At 38.6% G+C, this 15,862-nt stretch carries 15 protein-coding genes and 3 tRNA genes; 12 read left to right on the top strand and 6 right to left on the bottom strand.

All coding sequences use genetic code 11. The features are described from left to right. The first annotated feature begins 51 nt into the window (after window positions 1–51). The 6 genes from AOLE_RS05435 (at window position 52) to AOLE_RS05410 (ending at window position 2,646) form a co-directional block, all read left to right on the top strand. Entirely contained in the window at window positions 52–810 is a 759-nt protein-coding gene (locus AOLE_RS05435) for a Nif3-like dinuclear metal center hexameric protein (protein ID WP_013197196.1), read from the top strand. Window positions 811–957: 147 nt separating this feature from the next. Then, entirely contained in the window at window positions 958–1,584 is a 627-nt protein-coding gene (locus AOLE_RS05430; RefSeq protein ID WP_003650584.1) for a superoxide dismutase, read from the top strand. Between the two features lie 145 nt (window positions 1,585–1,729). Next, a tRNA-Asn gene (locus tag AOLE_RS05425) sits at window positions 1,730–1,805 on the top strand. Between the two features lie 8 nt (window positions 1,806–1,813). Beyond that, window positions 1,814–1,889: transfer RNA gene (locus AOLE_RS05420), tRNA-Asn, on the top strand. A 181-nt stretch (window positions 1,890–2,070) separates the two neighbouring features. Then, window positions 2,071–2,146: transfer RNA gene (locus tag AOLE_RS05415), tRNA-Asn, on the top strand. Between the two features lie 56 nt (window positions 2,147–2,202). After that, window positions 2,203–2,646, top strand: coding sequence for a DUF2726 domain-containing protein (locus AOLE_RS05410; protein WP_013197195.1), 444 nt, complete (start codon window positions 2,203–2,205; stop codon window positions 2,644–2,646). An 11-nt stretch (window positions 2,647–2,657) separates the two neighbouring features. Here the strand turns inward: AOLE_RS05410 and AOLE_RS05405 are convergent, their stop codons facing one another. The 5 genes from AOLE_RS05405 to glnA form a co-directional block, all read right to left on the bottom strand. Continuing rightward, a complete protein-coding gene (locus AOLE_RS05405; protein WP_035331519.1) occupies window positions 2,658–2,858 on the bottom strand; it encodes a hypothetical protein in 201 nt (66 codons plus the stop codon). A gap of 112 nt (window positions 2,859–2,970) precedes the next feature. Next, window positions 2,971–4,275: an alpha/beta hydrolase family protein gene (locus tag AOLE_RS05400; protein ID WP_013197193.1), complete on the bottom strand. Its 1,305-nt coding sequence runs from the start codon at window positions 4,273–4,275 to the stop codon at window positions 2,971–2,973. Between the two features lie 112 nt (window positions 4,276–4,387). Then, entirely contained in the window at window positions 4,388–5,266 is an 879-nt protein-coding gene (gene ubiA / locus AOLE_RS05395) for a 4-hydroxybenzoate octaprenyltransferase (protein WP_013197192.1), read from the bottom strand. Next, a complete protein-coding gene (locus tag AOLE_RS05390) occupies window positions 5,263–5,772 on the bottom strand; it encodes a chorismate--pyruvate lyase family protein (RefSeq protein ID WP_004790961.1) in 510 nt (169 codons plus the stop codon). The genes ubiA and AOLE_RS05390 overlap by 4 nt, the downstream gene beginning before the upstream one ends. Before the next feature lie 126 nt (window positions 5,773–5,898). Further along, entirely contained in the window at window positions 5,899–7,314 is a 1,416-nt protein-coding gene (gene glnA, locus AOLE_RS05385) for a type I glutamate--ammonia ligase (protein ID WP_171056845.1), read from the bottom strand. Window positions 7,315–8,061: 747 nt separating this feature from the next. Between glnA and AOLE_RS05380 the strand changes: the two genes are divergently transcribed. The 6 genes from AOLE_RS05380 (at window position 8,062) to AOLE_RS05355 (ending at window position 14,862) form a co-directional block, all read left to right on the top strand. Further along, window positions 8,062–9,603, top strand: a complete 1,542-nt coding sequence (locus tag AOLE_RS05380) for a peptide MFS transporter (protein ID WP_013197191.1) — start codon at window positions 8,062–8,064, stop codon at window positions 9,601–9,603. Next, on the top strand, window positions 9,600–11,402 hold the full coding sequence (locus AOLE_RS05375; protein ID WP_013197190.1) for an aminopeptidase P family protein: 1,803 nt from the start codon (window positions 9,600–9,602) through the stop codon (window positions 11,400–11,402). Before AOLE_RS05380 ends, AOLE_RS05375 begins: the two co-directional genes overlap by 4 nt. A gap of 295 nt (window positions 11,403–11,697) precedes the next feature. Continuing rightward, window positions 11,698–12,282 (top strand): anthranilate synthase component II, encoded by a 585-nt coding sequence (locus AOLE_RS05370; RefSeq protein ID WP_003650566.1) that lies wholly within the window; start codon window positions 11,698–11,700, stop codon window positions 12,280–12,282. 9 nt (window positions 12,283–12,291) lie between these two features. Further along, a complete protein-coding gene (gene trpD, locus AOLE_RS05365) occupies window positions 12,292–13,341 on the top strand; it encodes an anthranilate phosphoribosyltransferase (RefSeq protein ID WP_013197189.1) in 1,050 nt (349 codons plus the stop codon). A gap of 9 nt (window positions 13,342–13,350) precedes the next feature. After that, a complete protein-coding gene (gene trpC, locus AOLE_RS05360; RefSeq protein ID WP_005307209.1) occupies window positions 13,351–14,157 on the top strand; it encodes an indole-3-glycerol phosphate synthase TrpC in 807 nt (268 codons plus the stop codon). 9 nt (window positions 14,158–14,166) lie between these two features. Then, window positions 14,167–14,862: a Smr/MutS family protein gene (locus AOLE_RS05355; protein WP_005307211.1), complete on the top strand. Its 696-nt coding sequence runs from the start codon at window positions 14,167–14,169 to the stop codon at window positions 14,860–14,862. A 10-nt stretch (window positions 14,863–14,872) separates the two neighbouring features. Here the strand turns inward: AOLE_RS05355 and xdhC are convergent, their stop codons facing one another. After that, window positions 14,873–15,856, bottom strand: a complete 984-nt coding sequence (gene xdhC, locus AOLE_RS05350) for a xanthine dehydrogenase accessory protein XdhC (RefSeq protein ID WP_013197188.1) — start codon at window positions 15,854–15,856, stop codon at window positions 14,873–14,875. Between the last annotated feature and the right edge of the window lie 6 nt (window positions 15,857–15,862).

Here is a 15,862-nt window from a genome sequence, read left to right as displayed (position 1 = left end):
ATATGTTTCTATAGCTTTAGCAATTATTTACTACTCAATTCAGGAAATATCATGGCGAATTTGCATGAAATTATTCAGTGGTGCGACCAAACCTTAAAAGCAGCAGAATTTAAAGATTACGCACCAAATGGCCTGCAAATTGAAGGTTCAACTGAAGTAAAACGTATCGTTTGTGCGGTTACTGCTTCCGAAGATGCAATTGATGCAGCAATTGCTCAAAATGCGGATCTATTACTTGTACATCATGGTTATTTTTGGAAAGGTGAACCGTATCCAATCACAGGAATGCGCGGTAACCGCATTAAAAAACTTATTCAAAATAATATTTCATTAGTCGCTTACCATCTGCCATTAGATGCTCACCCAACTTTGGGCAACAATGTAGCCATTGCAGAGAAATTAAATTTACAGAATTTAGAACCACTCGATTTAACCGAGAAACATCCGATTGGTAATATTGGATATTTAGAGCAAGCACTTTCTGTGGACGAATTTAAAGCAAAACTACAAAACAGTTTTGATTTTAAGGTGATTCATTTACCCGCTGGAAAACAAAACATTCAAAAAGTAGGTTTCTGTACAGGCGGCGCTCAAGATTTTATTGCTAAAGCAGCTATGCAAAATTGCGATGCTTATATTTCAGGCGAAGTCAGTGAACGAACTTTCTATGAAGCAAAAGAATTAGGTGTTCACTATTTTGCTTGTGGTCATCATGCAACTGAACGTTATGGAGTTCAGCGATTGGCACAAGCAATTTCACAACAGTTCGCTATTGAAAGTGAATATTTTGAATTGAATAATCCGATTTAATTAAGTCTTTTTTTCAATCTGTGTTATGCGTATTAATTAGATCTTTATTGTGTATAGTTCTTTAAAACGATGCCCTATTGTGAACAGAATCATTTACAATAGAGCCACTTAATATTGTATAACCCAGCAAATGCAAGGAATAGGAACATGACAACCATTACTTTACCTGCACTTCCATATGGCTATGATGATTTAGCGCCACATATCAGTAAAGAAACTTTAGAATACCATCACGATAAACACCACAATACCTATGTTGTTAACTTAAACAACTTAATCAAAGGAACTGACCTTGAAGGTAAAACTTTAGAAGAAATCATCAAAGCAACTGCTGGTGATGCATCTAAAGCTGGTATTTTCAACAACGCTGCTCAAGTTTGGAACCATACATTCTACTGGAATTCTATGAAGCCAAATGGTGGTGGTAAACCTACTGGCGCAATCGCTGCTAAAATTGAAGAAGCTTTTGGTAGCTACGAAAAATTTGCAGAAGAATTTGCTGCTGCTGCAACAACTCAATTCGGTTCAGGTTGGGCTTGGTTAGTTGCTGACGAAGTAAACGGTAAATTATCTATTACTAAAACTTCTAATGCAGACACTCCACTTGCACATGGTCAAATTGCTGTATTAACAATTGACGTTTGGGAACATGCTTACTACATCGATTTCCGTAACTTACGTCCTAAATACATCGCAACTTTCTTAGAAAGCCTAGTGAACTGGGACTATGCAAATGCAAAACTTGCAGGCCAACCAGCAGGCGTAGAGAAATAATTTTATTTCTTTATAAAAACCACCCTATTTTGGGTGGTTTTTTTATTTTTAATACAACAAAAGCATATTAATCAAGCAAACGATTCATTTTCTTTAATATTCTTATTGACGCTTTTAGATTTCATCCATAAAATGCGCATCAGATTCTCCAATAGCTCAGTCGGTAGAGCGACGGACTGTTAATCCGCAGGTCCCTGGTTCGAGCCCAGGTTGGAGAGCCATCTACTAATCTCCCATAGCTCAGTCGGTAGAGCGACGGACTGTTAATCCGCAGGTCCCTGGTTCGAGCCCAGGTGGGAGAGCCAAGATTCTAAAAGCCCGCATCTATTGCGGGCTTTTTCTTATCTAATCATTTAATAATTTTCTATTATTTTTAATAAAATCAATGTTTCGAATATTTTTAAACCAAACGATTAGATATTCTGACTAATTCCGTTATTAAGACTTGACCCAGCCCTCTTTCCTCCCTAAAATCCTTTTCCAGATTCTCCAATAGCTCAGTCGGTAGAGCGACGGACTGTTAATCCGCAGGTCCCTGGTTCGAGCCCAGGTTGGAGAGCCAAGATTCTTAAAAACCCACTCATCATGAGTGGGTTTTTATTTGTATGATGCCTTCACATGTTCGAATCGAGTCACTTATTTTTTATTGTTTTAGGTTGCTTAAGCACCTGCATTTTTCTTGTTGTTTGTTTACGTCCTTATTTATTTCCAAAACAAAAATTCTTTGCTCGTCCTGTCATTACCAACTTTGAAACTCAGATGTTTATTCGTTTAAAACAAAGTTTTCCAAGTCATCATGTTTTAGCACAAGTGGCTTTTAGTGCTTTGATTACCAGCAATGACTATAAAATTCGTAGTCAGTTCAACCGTAAAGTAACCGACTTTGTTGTGCTTAATGACAAGATGGAAGTAATTGCCATTATTGAGCTAGATGACCCTACCCATCTTGAAAAAGCAGAAGAAGACCGTATTCGTGATCAAATGCTCACAGAAGCAGGCTATATAGTAAGACGTTATACAAACATCCCAAGTGTACGTCAGCTACAAAAGGATATTCATTAAAAGCACTGCTATTATTTCTTTTCAGAACTTGCTGCTTCTTTTTCAGCTATTCTTTTTTCCATCTCTAAACGTTGCTGTTCATATTGTTTTTTAGTCTTAGCATCACTTTTTGCAGCCAAGAAAAGTATTCCAATAATAAAAAAAGGAATAAGCAAACCTAATCCCATTAATAACCAAGGAACAGATTTCTTTTCAACAGGTTGCTGGCTCATAACTACTTCAAACTCAAATGGTGTCAATTTTAATATACGTAACAATATAACAAAAAGAGCCACTTTATAGTGGCTCTTTTTTAAAGCTAATTTTTAAATAGATAATTAAATCTTAGAAGTTACCTGTGCAGTGAGGACTTTGGCTAGCATCTATTACTGATGGATCAAGCACGATATTTGTTTTAGCTGGCATCTTAGATTGAACAAATTGATAAATTTCAGCATTTCTACATACAATCGCTTGAGTATGGGCAGCCCCTACAACAGGTACAAATGTTACATCAGTTCCCTTGTCTCTAAGTCCTTTTTGCAATCCTTCAGTGACAGGATATGGTACAGCCATATCAGCAGTACCCTGAACAATCATGACCGGTGAATTAATTTTTTTAGTAGCTGGCTGATTATCGTCTAAGAACTTTTTAACAGTTGGATTTTCTTGGAAATTACCAGCTAAACCAGGATAATCTAAAACTGTTTTGCCAGCATTAGTCGCAAGAAAATCTCGAATGTCATCTGCAAATTTATTATGCAAATCAGTTAAACATATACCATTTTCACCAGTAGTCCCTTCTGCGAACTCAGCTATACTCTGAGAACGTTGTTGGAAAATTTCACGATAATTAAATTTAGGCTCATAAGCAGTAATACCTACTGTGGTATATGCAGCATACGCGAGTAGCTCAGCGTACACTTCTACAGCCGTACCAACAGGTGCTGTACCAGCCTGCTCTTTATCAAGAATGTCTTTAATTGCTTGCGGAGCAACTTTAGAAATAATATAACCAAGGCTAGAAGCTGGTGCCGTTGCAACCGCTCCTTTGTAGTTAGTGTCGTTATTAGCAAATTCAGCTGTTCCTAATGAAGCATGGCCTCCTTGAGACTGCCCAATTGACATCCATGAACTATTTAACTGACTACTGTAATGATCCTTTGCAGCTTTAACTGCTGCAATTGCAGATTTAGCCTCACTTCCTAAATTAAGGTATGGATGCATCCCTCGAGTACCCAAACCTTCATAATCTGGAGCAATTACAACATAGCCAGCTGCCAATAATGTATCCGCTAGAATTTTAAAGCGTGGATTAATCGTATTATTGCTTGGCGCACAACTATCTCCTACACCTACAGTGCCGTGCTCCCATACCACTACGCGATAACCATCTTTAGGCTGAGTCGCTTTAGGGAACATTACCAAAGCAGTTGCTTCAGCTGTTTTTCCTTGTACATTGACCATGTTATAAGTCATAACTTTTATAGATGAAGCACCGCTTAAGCTATCTTTAGAATAGGCTTTTTCAGACACATAAGTTTTATCGGGATTTACGCCAATATAATCATCATCATTGTCATTACATGCTGCAAGAAATAATGTTGAAACCGATAATGTTATAGCTAAAGCAATTTTTGACCGTTTCATAGAATATCCTTTTTTATGTATTATTTATTCCGCATATTTTTTTATGCACGAATATTAAGACATAAAAAAAGTGCTCTGCATAGAACACTTTTCAACCTTGCGGTCATTTTTACTATATGAAATTTAAAAATATTCCTAGAAAAATGATTAATCCAACCCAGCGATTGTGACGGAATGCCCAAAAACATACTTGAGGGTTGCGGTCTTTGGTTTTAATTGTTTGATATATAAAATCGAATGCAACAACAATTAAAGCAATGATCGCCCATGGGAATAAGATATTTTCTAAATACAGTGCAGCCCCAATCAAAACAAGGCTGGTTGCCTGTAAGAGTGCAATAATTTGGATGTCATATCGACCAAAAAGAATAGCAGTAGATTTGACGCCAATCTTTAAATCATATTCACGGTCTGTAATTGCATATTGAGTGTCATAAGCCACTGTCCAAGCCAAATTACCAAAATAAAGTAGCCAACATGTTATATCTAAAGGCTTACCCATTGCTGTAAATGACATTGGAATACCCCAAGAAAATGCCATACCTAAAACTACTTGCGGCAAATGGGTATAACGTTTCATGAAAGGATATACAAACGCTAAAACTAAACCTCCTAATGCACAGTAGAAGGTCGCTATAGGTAAAAAGAACAGTGTACAAGCACTGGCAAATATTAGTGCTAAAAATACATACACCGCTTCTTTTGGACTAATTACCCCTGTTGCTAAAGGACGTGTTTTTGTCCGCTCAACATGGGCATCTACTTTACGGTCTGCAAAATCATTAATTGCGCAACCCGCAGCACGCATAAAAATTGTACCTAATACCATCGCCAAAAGAATATGTAGAGGTGGCATTCCCTCTGCTGCAATCCAAAGCGCCCACATGGTTGGCCAAAAAACCAGTTCAGTACCAATTGGCTTATCAAATCGACATAGATAATAATAAGCTTCTAATCGCTGACGCCATGTTGTGCTTGTTGCAGTCGTCATAGTAATTCCTTGTCGTGCTGCTGATTTAAAAAAGCTTCAAAAGCCGGTAAGAATGTTTCTTGAACAATAAATTTACACCCATGCCAAGTATAGCAACTTTGTCTTGTCCAACCTTCTGGCAAACGAATGACACGGCGGTCACAAAGTGGTGTTGTTCTTTGAAATAGAAAAAAGCCAATGGGCTTAGAACCAATGTGCTGAAATATACGGGCTTTTTTTTGTAAACTTTGAATTGGAAAAATACTTTTTGCTTTAACCCATGGTTCTGCTTCACAGCCATATAAATAGGTTTCCCTTACCCACGAAGTGTGAGCATGAGACATCTTCATCCACTGACTATCTGCAAAAGTTAAACGCTGAAAATGTTCTTGAAAAGGCTTTACACTGAATTGGCCACCGCCAAGTTCAGTCAATTGTTGGGTCAATGAACCAGACGCATACAACCATGTTTTCAATTCAGGATTTAAAGTCTTTTCCTGTTTAAGTACTGGTTGTCGTTTACGCATAATCTGCTCACATGAAAACTCGCACCTAGTTTACCCCAATTTTTTGATAAAAAACGTAGAGAATTCAATCAACATTCCAAGCAATAAAAAAGCCTGCATAAGCAGGCTTTTTTATGAAAATATGTATTACAAGCTGTAGTACATATCGAATTCAACTGGGTGAGTAGTCGTATTAAGACGACGTACATCTTCAGTTTTAAGTTCGATGTATGCATCAAGCATTTCTTTAGTGAACACGCCGCCTTTTAACAAGAATTCGTGATCTGCTTGAAGTGCTTCAAGAGCCATATCTAAGCTATGAGCAACTGTTGGGATTTTTGCTTCTTCTTCTGGAGGAAGATCGTACAAGTTCTTATCAGCAGCTTCGCCCGGATGGATCTTGTTTTGGATACCGTCGATACCAGCCATTAACAATGCAGCGAAACCTAAGTACGGATTCATCATTGGGTCTGGGAAACGAGCTTCGATACGCTTACCTTTAGGGCTAGAAACGTATGGAATACGGATAGACGCAGAACGGTTACGTGCTGAGTAAGCAAGCATGATTGGCGCTTCGAAGTGAGGAACCAAACGCTTGTATGAGTTTGTAGATGGGTTTGTGATTGCATTCAATGCACGAGCGTGCTTGATAACACCACCGATGAAGTACAATGCCATTTCTGAAAGGCCTGCATATTCATCACCAGCAAACAAGTTCTTGCCATCTTTAGAGATAGACATGTGAACATGCATACCAGAACCGTTATCACCTACCATTGGTTTAGGCATAAAGGTTGCAGTTTTTGCATATTGGTGAGCAACGTTCCAAACAGCATATTTGAACTGTTGAACTTCGTCAGCTTTACGTACAAGAGTATTGAAGCTCACACCAATTTCTAACTGACAAGAAGCAACTTCGTGGTGATGTACTTCTACACGGCCTGGGCCCATGATATCTTCGATTTTTGCACACATTTCTGCACGCATATCTTGTGAAGAATCAACTGGAGGAACTGGGAAGTAACCGCCTTTAACACGTGGACGGTGACCAGAGTTACCAGACTCGTAATCTTTACCAGTAGACCAAGCAGCTTCTTCAGCGATTAATGTATGACGAGCGCCAGACATATCGATGTCCCACTTCACTTCGTCAAATACAAAGAATTCTGGTTCTGGACCAAAGAATGCAGTATCACCGATACCTGTAGATTTTAAGTATTCTTCTGCACGGCGAGCAATCGAACGTGGGTCACGCTCATAACCTTGACCAGTTGAAGGTTCAATAACGTCACAAGTCACAACTACAGTTGGTTCAGCAAAGAACGGGTCGATGAAACCAGTTTCTGCATCTGGACGTAAAATCATGTCAGATGCTTCAATGCCTTTCCAACCAGCGATTGAAGAACCATCAAACATTTTACCGTCTTCAAAAGTATCTTCATCAATAGAATCAGCTGGGTAAGTTACGTGCTGTTCTTTACCCTTAGTATCAGTAAAGCGAAAATCGACCCATTTTGCGCCACTTTCTTGTATGAGTTGAAGGACCTTGTTCGCCATGCTCATTTTGCTCCAATGAAATTTTGTTGCACTTGTTAAGTGCGTGTTAATTGCTGGTATTTATATAGCAATTCTCATACCAACTTTATAAGACTTACCTAAAACATTGAATTGTTTATAACTATCTATGATTTAGGTCCCTTGTCTTGAACCCATTATACTGTTTGCATAGTTAAATGCACCATATTCAGACATTTTCAAATTATGGCATACAAGAATAGCTCGCAATCGCCCTAATTTAGTGCAAAAGTGTTGCGCCAATATGAATCACCGCATCAATATCTAACAGTTATTCATGATCATAATACTTTCTCATATAGAAAGCTGACTTTCTTATTACAATGAATGAAAATAATAAAAGATGACTTATAAAATTTTAACCTTTAGCTGCCTCTTCTATATCTATTCATGCCTTTGCCAAAAGTTCTAATGCAAATATCTCTTCAAAAAGTACTTCTTAAAAATTTAAAAAAGTCAGCGATCGAATCATTCCTTACCTCAATAAATACTGAAGTTTTATAAAATTAGTTTTCTTTCGCTTATCAAGTTCTCTGCCGTGAAATAGGTTTTGGTCAGCTTTGGTGCAGTAAGAAACCAAAGGTTTTTTTACCATTTGTTATATACCTTTTTTATACATGACCAACTTGCTTTTCAATTTAAAAAAATCTAAAAAATAAAACATAACTTTTTTTTATAATTAAACAAACTAAAAGTTTGGTTTATTAAACTACAAATACGTTCAAAGGATTTGAAATGAAGCATGAACTCGAACAATGTGACACAGCTTTTTTCGGCCATCCAAAACCCTTAAAAACTTTATTTTTTACAGAGCTATGGGAACGCTTTTCTTACTATGGAATTCGCCCCTTACTCGTTCTTTATATGGTCGCGATGGTCAATGATGGTGGTTTAGGTCTTGACCGTCCTACCGCCGCCGCAATTGTTGGGTTATTTGCAGGCTCTATGTATCTAATGACCGTTTTAGGTGGTTGGATTGCCGACAACTGGTTAGGTCAAGCACGATCCGTCTGGTATGGCTCCCTCATTATTGCATTAGGTCATTTATCAATTGCGCTTACTCCTATCTTCGATCAATTCTTTTTTTATTTCGGCTTAGTCCTTATTGTTATTGGCTCAGGATTATTTAAAACCTGTATTTCAGTGATTGTCGGAACATTATATAAAGCTCAGGATAGTAGACGAGATGCCGGCTTCTCCATTTTTTATATGGGAATTAATATAGGTTCTTTTATTGCTCCCCTTCTTACAGGCCTATTAGCACGTGATCATAACTGGCACTTAGGTTTTGGAATCGGCGGCCTTGGGATGTTAGTTGCATTACTCATCTTCCGTGCATTAGCCATTCCTCAGCTACAAACTTTTAATGAGTTGCGTCAAGAAAATGACACTTGGAATAAACCAATTGTTGAAAATAAAAATGCGCCAAAAATTGCTTTCTCCTTTTTGCTATCTGTTGCAGTTGTTATTGCTCTTACTTTCTTTGGCGTTATTCACATCAATCCGGTCGAGGTAGCAACTTATTTAACAGTCATAATTTGCATTGGGATTATTGCTTATTTTGCATATTTACTGTTTTTCCTGAATTTAGAGCAGCATGACAAATTTAAAATTATTATTTGCTTTGTTTTATTAGCCGCCTCTGCTCTATTCTGGTCAGCTTTTGAACAAAAACCCACAACTTTTACTTTATTTGCACAAGATTATACTGACCGTATTGTTTTCGGATTTGAGATTCCAACTGTATGGTTTGAATCAATTAATGCCCTATTTATTATTATCTTTGCTCCCGTTGCAGCATGGCTTTGGGCAAGACTGGGTAAATCAAATAAAGACCCAAGCTATATCAGCAAATTTATTATTGCATTGTTATTCGCAGCAGGTGGCTTTCTCGTGATGTCTTTTGCTAGTCATTTCGCAATTGCTGGTGGCCTAGTTTCACCATTTTGGTTAGTAGGAACTTTATTTTTACTTACTATCGGAGAATTGTGTTTAAGCCCGATTGGTCTATCTACCATGACTAAACTTGCACCAGATGTTATACGTGGTCAAATTATGGGTCTATGGTTTACTGGCACAGCTTTAGGTAATCTTATCGCTGGCTTAATCGGCGGGCACGTATCGGCAGATGGCATTAATCATTTACCTACCTTATTTATGCGATGTGTTTTAGCGTTAGTGATTGGCGCAATCGTGTTATTTTTATTAAAGAAACCTATCAATAGATTAATGAACAAAAGTACCAGTAAAGTTCAACCTGAGTTGGAAACTATATGAGCGTTTTAACTGTTCCAGAAAAACTTGAGAAACTTCGTGAACTCATGCGCAATCAGCATGTAGATGCTTTGATTGTGATGAGTGCCGATCCACATATGTCAGAATATTTACCAGACTACTGGAAAGCAAGGCAGTGGTTAAGCGGTTTTAGTGGTTCGGTTGGTACGCTCGTCGTGACCCAAAACTTTGCTGGCCTCTGGGCAGATGGTCGCTATTGGGTACAAGCTGAGCAACAACTTGTTGGAACTGGCTTTGATCTTCAAAAATTAACAAGTGATGAATCTTCAACACATCTCGCTTGGATTGAAAAAAATCTACAACCAGAATCAGTCATTGTGGTAAATGGGCATACTTTATCAATTCAGCAATTTAAGGCACTCGAACATACTGCACGAGTTAATAATTATAAACTCGAAACCCAGCAAGATTTAGTCGGAGAGATTTGGTTAAACCGCCCAGAACTTCCATCAAAGAAAATTCATTTCATGCCTGAAGGGCTAAATGCCCTATCTCGTAAAGAAAAAATTCAGGCTATTCGTGAAACTTTACATAGCAAGAATATTGCGGGTCATTTCATTTCATCTTTAGATGATATTGTATGGATCTTAAATGCACGTGGACAAGATGTAGAATATAACCCTGTGTTCCTTTCACATTTATATGTCAGTGCAAAACAAACTGTTCTTTTTATTGATGCTGAAAAAGTTGATGTAAGCATTCAGCAAGCTTTGGCAGCCGATGGTATTGAAATTCGTAACTACGAAGATACAGCTAAGTTTTTAGCAAATATTTCAGATGCCTCGGTACTTTTAGATCCAGCCAAAGTCTCGATTTTTTATGAACAAGCCATCGCAAAAGATATTCGGGTTATATATGACATCAACCCGAGTACGCTTTTTAAATCGCGTAAACATGAAAGCGAAATTGCTCATATCCGTCATGCAATGGTTAAAGATGGAGTCGCGCTTTGCCACTTTTTTCACTGGTTAGAAAAAACGCTTCATCATGGTGAAAGTATTTCAGAATTGACTATTGATGAGAAAATTACAGCCTTCCGTGCTGAGCAAGAGGGTTTTATAGGCCCAAGTTTTTCAACGATTGCTGGCTTTAATGCCAATGGTGCTCTACCCCACTACCGTGCAACTGAAGAGCACTATTCATTTATCGAAGGTGATGGGCTATTGCTAATTGACTCTGGTGGACAATATGTAGATGGAACAACCGATATTACTCGTGTTGTTTCTGTAGGCGCGCCAACAGGGCAACAAAAACGTGACTACACCTTGGTTTTAAAATGTCACATTTCTTTGGCAAAAACGATTTATCCAGAAGGTTTAGCTGCTCCTCTACTCGATTCAATTTGTCGTAATACTTTATGGCAACATGGTTTAGATTATCGACATGGAACAGGCCACGGCGTAGGCTTTGCGCTTAATGTTCATGAAGGTCCACAAGTACTTTCTTATTACGCGCCTATACATGCCTATAGTAAGTTGCGTGAAGGAATGATTATTTCTAACGAGCCGGGCTTATACCATGAAGGACAATATGGAATTCGCATTGAAAATCTGGTTGCTAACAAACTTCACTCTGGATTTGAAAAAACTTACGGTGAATTTTTAGAGTTTGAAACACTAACCCTTTGCCCGATTCATTTAGATTGTATTGTTGTTGATATGCTTAATAATGAAGAAAAAGACTGGTTAAATCGTTACCATCAAACTGTTCAAGAAAGATTAGCTGAACATTTGTCTGGAGAAGTTTTAGATTGGTTGATTTACAACACTAGAGCGATTTAATCTTCTTTTTTAACTCAGGCAGAATAATTTTCTATTTCTAATGAAACGCTTATTTTGCCTGAGTTGTACTTATATACCATTTCAAAAAGGCTCACTTCTCAAAGACGTTTTTTCTGCAAATTTCTAACGAATGAAATAGTTAAACTGGTTACTTCTTTTTTTGCTATATTAGCCGCTTAGAAAGCGGCTTTTTATTTGATCAAATAAAAGTGCTTTTGAAAAAGTGAGCAATATTGTGAGTAAATCTCTAGTCACTTATTAAATATATATTAACTATCATGAGGTTAAGTTCATCATGCTTCTAATGATCGACAATTACGACTCTTTTACCTACAACATCGTCCAGTATTTTGGCGAGTTGGATCAGGAAGTAAAAGTAGTTCGCAATGATCAAGTCACTTTAGAGGATATTGAACGATGGCAACCAAAATATCTCGTGATTGGTCCTGGCCCTTGCTCACCAAGCGAAGCTGGTATTTCAATTCCTGCAATTAACCACTTTGCCGGAAAAATTCCTTTGCTTGGTGTGTGTTTAGGCCATCAAAGTATTGGGCAAGCTTTTGGCGGAAATATTGTAAGAGCCAAAACGGTGATGCACGGACGTTTATCTGATATGTACCACAGCAATAAAGGTATTTTCAGTAATCTTCCTAGCCCATTCTCGGCAACGCGTTATCACTCTTTGGTGATCGATCAGCAAACACTGCCTGATTGCCTTGAAGTAACGTGCTGGACCAATGAAGCAGATGGCTCAATGGAAGAAATTATGGGTGTTAAACATAAGACACTTCCTGTTGAAGGCGTGCAGTTCCATCCTGAATCAATCTTGAGTCAACATGGCCATCAAATCTTTAAAAACTTTTTAGATATTTATGCATAAGTGATCCCTATGAATATTCAACAAGCACTTAACCATATAACAAAAAATATTCACCTGACTCAGCCGCAAATGGAAGACATTATGCGTAGCATCATGCAAGGTGAGGCAACTGAAGCACAAATTGGTGCTTTGATGATGGGCCTTCGCATGAAAGGTGAAAGTATTGACGAAATTACTGCTGCTGCGCGTGTCATGCGTGAATTCGCTATTAAAATTGATGTCAGTGATATCAAATATTTAGTTGATATTGTCGGTACTGGCGGCGATGGGCAAAATTTATTTAACGTCTCTACAGCTTCAAGCTTTGTAATTGCGGCGGCAGGTGCAACCATTGCCAAACATGGCAACCGAGGCGTTTCAAGCAAATCAGGTTCATCTGACCTACTTGAACAAGCTGGTATTAACCTTGATTTAGACATGCAACAAACTGAACGCTGCATCCGTGAGATGGGTGTAGGGTTTTTATTTGCTCCAAACCACCACAAAGCAATGAAATATGCTGTTGGACCACGTCGAGAGCTTGGTGTTCGCAGCATCTTTAATTTACTTGGCCCGCTTACGAATCCGGCTGGTGTAAAACGCTTTGTGATTGGGGTATTTTCAGATGAGCTTTGTCGTCCAATCGCCGAAGTGATGAAGCAACTTGGTGCTGAACATGTAATGGTTGTTCATTCAAGAGATGGTCTTGATGAAATCAGCCTTGCAGCTCCTACAACTGTTGCTGAACTCAAAGACGGTGAAATTACCGAATGGACACTTACCCCTGAAGATGTCGGGATTGAGTCACAAACTTTAAACGGTTTAGTGGTAGCAGATGCTGCAGCAAGCTTAAAACTGATCAAAGATGCATTGGGTAAAAATAAATCTGACATTGGTGAAAAAGCAGCAAATATGATTGCGCTTAATGCGGGGGCAGGTATTTATGTGGCGGGTATTACTAAGACTTATGCTCAGGCTGTTACATTCGCGCAAGATATTATTTATGGCGGACAAGCTTTAGAAAAAATGAGTGTTTTGGCTGAATTTACCAAAACATTAAAACAATGTCAGGCAGATTAAGGACTTCTCATGATTAATATTCAAAATACCATTTTAGGTAAAATTGTTGACCGTAAACATGAGGAACTTGCTGCGCGTTTAAAACAACGTAATTTGCAAGATGTTGAGGAATTAGCAAAAGCTGCGACTCCAGTGCGTGGCTTTGCAAATGCTTTAAAACATAAACGTCCGGGTGTAATTGCTGAAATTAAAAAAGCGTCTCCATCAAAAGGAATTATTCGCGCAGATTTTAATCCTGCTGAAATTGCAGAGCAATATGAACAAGCTGGAGCAGCATGTTTATCGGTATTGACCGATGTTGATTTCTTTCAAGGTGCAGATGAGAATATTGCGATTGCCCGTAATCATTGTGCCCTGCCTGCTTTACGTAAAGACTTTCTGATCGATCCATATAATGTAGTTGAAGCACGTGCTTTGCATGCTGACTGTATTTTATTAATTGTTGCTTGCTTATCTGACCAGCAACTCGAAGAAATGTCTAAAACTGCGTTTGAACATCAACTCGATGTATTAGTTGAAGTTCATGACGAAGAAGAAATGGAACGCGCTTTAAAGCTTTCTGAGCAATGTTTATTAGGTGTGAATAACCGTAATTTAAAAACGTTTGATGTGGATTTAAATACATCCATTCGATTGAAAAAATTACTTCCGGCCTCACGTTTATTAATTACTGAAAGCGGTATTGCGACACCAGATGATGTGCGTATGATGCAAGAGCATGATATTCACAGTTTCTTGGTAGGCGAAAGTTTTATGAAACAACCACGTCCAGATCAAGCTTTTACTGCTCTTTTTGGACAACCTCAAACGGTTTAATGAAGATATATGAGTAATAAAGATTCATCGCTTTCTAAAGAGCAGCAAAAGTTATTGAAGCAATTTAAAAAGCAAATCTCCAATCCTCATTCAAGCAAAATCGCAAGTCAGCCTGAGACAAAACAACCTCAGGCTGAGTCTGAAGAATTGGAAAATGCAAATCTGTTTCAAAGCGCTGTAGCAGGTGTTAAACCCATCAATAATAGTAATATTGCTGATGTAAGAGTTCCTCGCGCCAGAAAAGTTGATGCTCAAACATTAGCTAAACGTGCAGCTGCCGAAGGTGGCCGTGACACTGAGCATGCCGAACTATCTGATACACAAGCTGCTTTAAATCCTGTCGCAAGTCAAGCAACGTTAAGCTATCGCATTGCGACTCTTCAACATAAGGTTTTTGAAGATTTAAAAGCAGGCAAGATGCGTTGGTTTGAAGCTGTAGATTTACACGGCTGTACCATTGAACAAGCACGTGACGCAGTTTTACAAATTATTCAGATGGCAAAAGATGAAAATCAAAATGTCATCAAAATTGTGCATGGCAAAGGCCCTGAAGCGGTCTTAAAAACCTATGTCAACGGATGGCTACGCCAACACCGCGATGTTTTGGCATTTGTAAGTGCTCCAGAAAATCAAGGTGGTACAGGTGCCGTTCTCGTACTGCTTAAACGTGCAGAAAAAAATCCAAAGTTCGAACAAAAAAAATGATCCTTTGGGATCATTTTTTTACATCAAACACCTGTAATAATTGAGCAACCACTGCAACGGCAATCGTTGCAGGTTGTTTCGATGAAATCCTCTCTATCCCGATCGGGCAAACCAAACGTTTGAATGTTTCTGGGGTATAACCACGTATTTGCATACGCTTTTCAAAAATAGCCCTTTTACTTTTTGAGCCAATCATCCCAACATAAGCAAATGGTTTTGCCGTAGGTTTCAAGGCTGAAAAACATAGTTGCAAATCTAATTGATGATCATGAGTTAAAATTAAAACTGCACCTGAACGGTCAAAATGCTCAATTTCGGCGTCTAATGTATCAGTCGTTAAACATTGCACCTGTTCCAGTAAATCTGATGGGAAAATATCATCACGCGGATCAATCCATTTCACCCGAACACCAATAGGCAATAAGCAACGGACAATTGCTTCCCCCACATGCCCTGCTCCACAAATCAGCACTTGCATGGCATAAGATTGAATCTGCTGGCTAAATTGCCATTCTTCACTACTGCCAGAATGAAACTCGAAACTTAGGTGTTGTTCTATATCCATAGTCTGCCAAGTGGATGCATTTTGATGTGAGACGGTACGCCATATATGCTTTCCGCCTCGCCATGCTTGCAAACTCGCAGATAAATGCGATGTGATATCAGTAGGTGATATTTTTTCAAACAATAACCACATTACTCCGCCACAACACTGTCCCAGCCGCGCACTGAGGTTAAAGCGTTCAATACGCCTCACAGAAGTTCCCGTTTCTTTTAACATTGCTTTAGCAATATCAATAGCCTGAAATTCTAAATGCCCGCCACCGATCGTATCGGATTGCTGCCATTGCTGTTGCAAATTAAACCGCAATAACATGGTTGCACCAACTTCTCGTGGTGTTGAACCATCAGCGCGGACCACTGTGACCAATACCATAGGCAGAGCATCGACTTGCCACGCTACAAAATCAGTCCACCATTGTAAATGTTGCATAATCTT

Origin of the sequence: Acinetobacter oleivorans DR1, from assembly GCF_000196795.1 — a bacterium.
In the GTDB taxonomy this organism is placed as follows: domain Bacteria; phylum Pseudomonadota; class Gammaproteobacteria; order Pseudomonadales; family Moraxellaceae; genus Acinetobacter; species Acinetobacter oleivorans.
The sequence above is the reverse complement of the archived record's forward strand: the minus strand, read 5'-3'. Positions and strand labels throughout refer to the sequence as shown.

Bases quoted from the DNA above. Each gene is read 5' to 3' on its own strand.
- AOLE_RS05435 (WP_013197196.1), top strand. From the start codon at position 52: ATGGCGAATTTGCATGAAATTATTCAGTGGTGCGACCAAACCTTAAAA.
- AOLE_RS05430 (WP_003650584.1), top strand. From the start codon at position 958: ATGACAACCATTACTTTACCTGCACTTCCATATGGCTATGATGATTTA.
- AOLE_RS05410 (WP_013197195.1), top strand. From the start codon at position 2,203: ATGTTCGAATCGAGTCACTTATTTTTTATTGTTTTAGGTTGCTTAAGC.
- AOLE_RS05405 (WP_035331519.1), bottom strand. From the start codon at position 2,858: ATGAGCCAGCAACCTGTTGAAAAGAAATCTGTTCCTTGGTTATTAATG.
- AOLE_RS05400 (WP_013197193.1), bottom strand. From the start codon at position 4,275: ATGAAACGGTCAAAAATTGCTTTAGCTATAACATTATCGGTTTCAACA.
- ubiA (WP_013197192.1), bottom strand. From the start codon at position 5,266: ATGACGACTGCAACAAGCACAACATGGCGTCAGCGATTAGAAGCTTAT.
- AOLE_RS05390 (WP_004790961.1), bottom strand. From the start codon at position 5,772: ATGCGTAAACGACAACCAGTACTTAAACAGGAAAAGACTTTAAATCCT.
- glnA (WP_171056845.1), bottom strand. From the start codon at position 7,314: ATGAGCATGGCGAACAAGGTCCTTCAACTCATACAAGAAAGTGGCGCA.
- AOLE_RS05380 (WP_013197191.1), top strand. From the start codon at position 8,062: ATGAAGCATGAACTCGAACAATGTGACACAGCTTTTTTCGGCCATCCA.
- AOLE_RS05375 (WP_013197190.1), top strand. From the start codon at position 9,600: ATGAGCGTTTTAACTGTTCCAGAAAAACTTGAGAAACTTCGTGAACTC.
- AOLE_RS05370 (WP_003650566.1), top strand. From the start codon at position 11,698: ATGCTTCTAATGATCGACAATTACGACTCTTTTACCTACAACATCGTC.
- trpD (WP_013197189.1), top strand. From the start codon at position 12,292: ATGAATATTCAACAAGCACTTAACCATATAACAAAAAATATTCACCTG.
- trpC (WP_005307209.1), top strand. From the start codon at position 13,351: ATGATTAATATTCAAAATACCATTTTAGGTAAAATTGTTGACCGTAAA.
- AOLE_RS05355 (WP_005307211.1), top strand. From the start codon at position 14,167: ATGAGTAATAAAGATTCATCGCTTTCTAAAGAGCAGCAAAAGTTATTG.
- xdhC (WP_013197188.1), bottom strand. From the start codon at position 15,856: ATGCAACATTTACAATGGTGGACTGATTTTGTAGCGTGGCAAGTCGAT.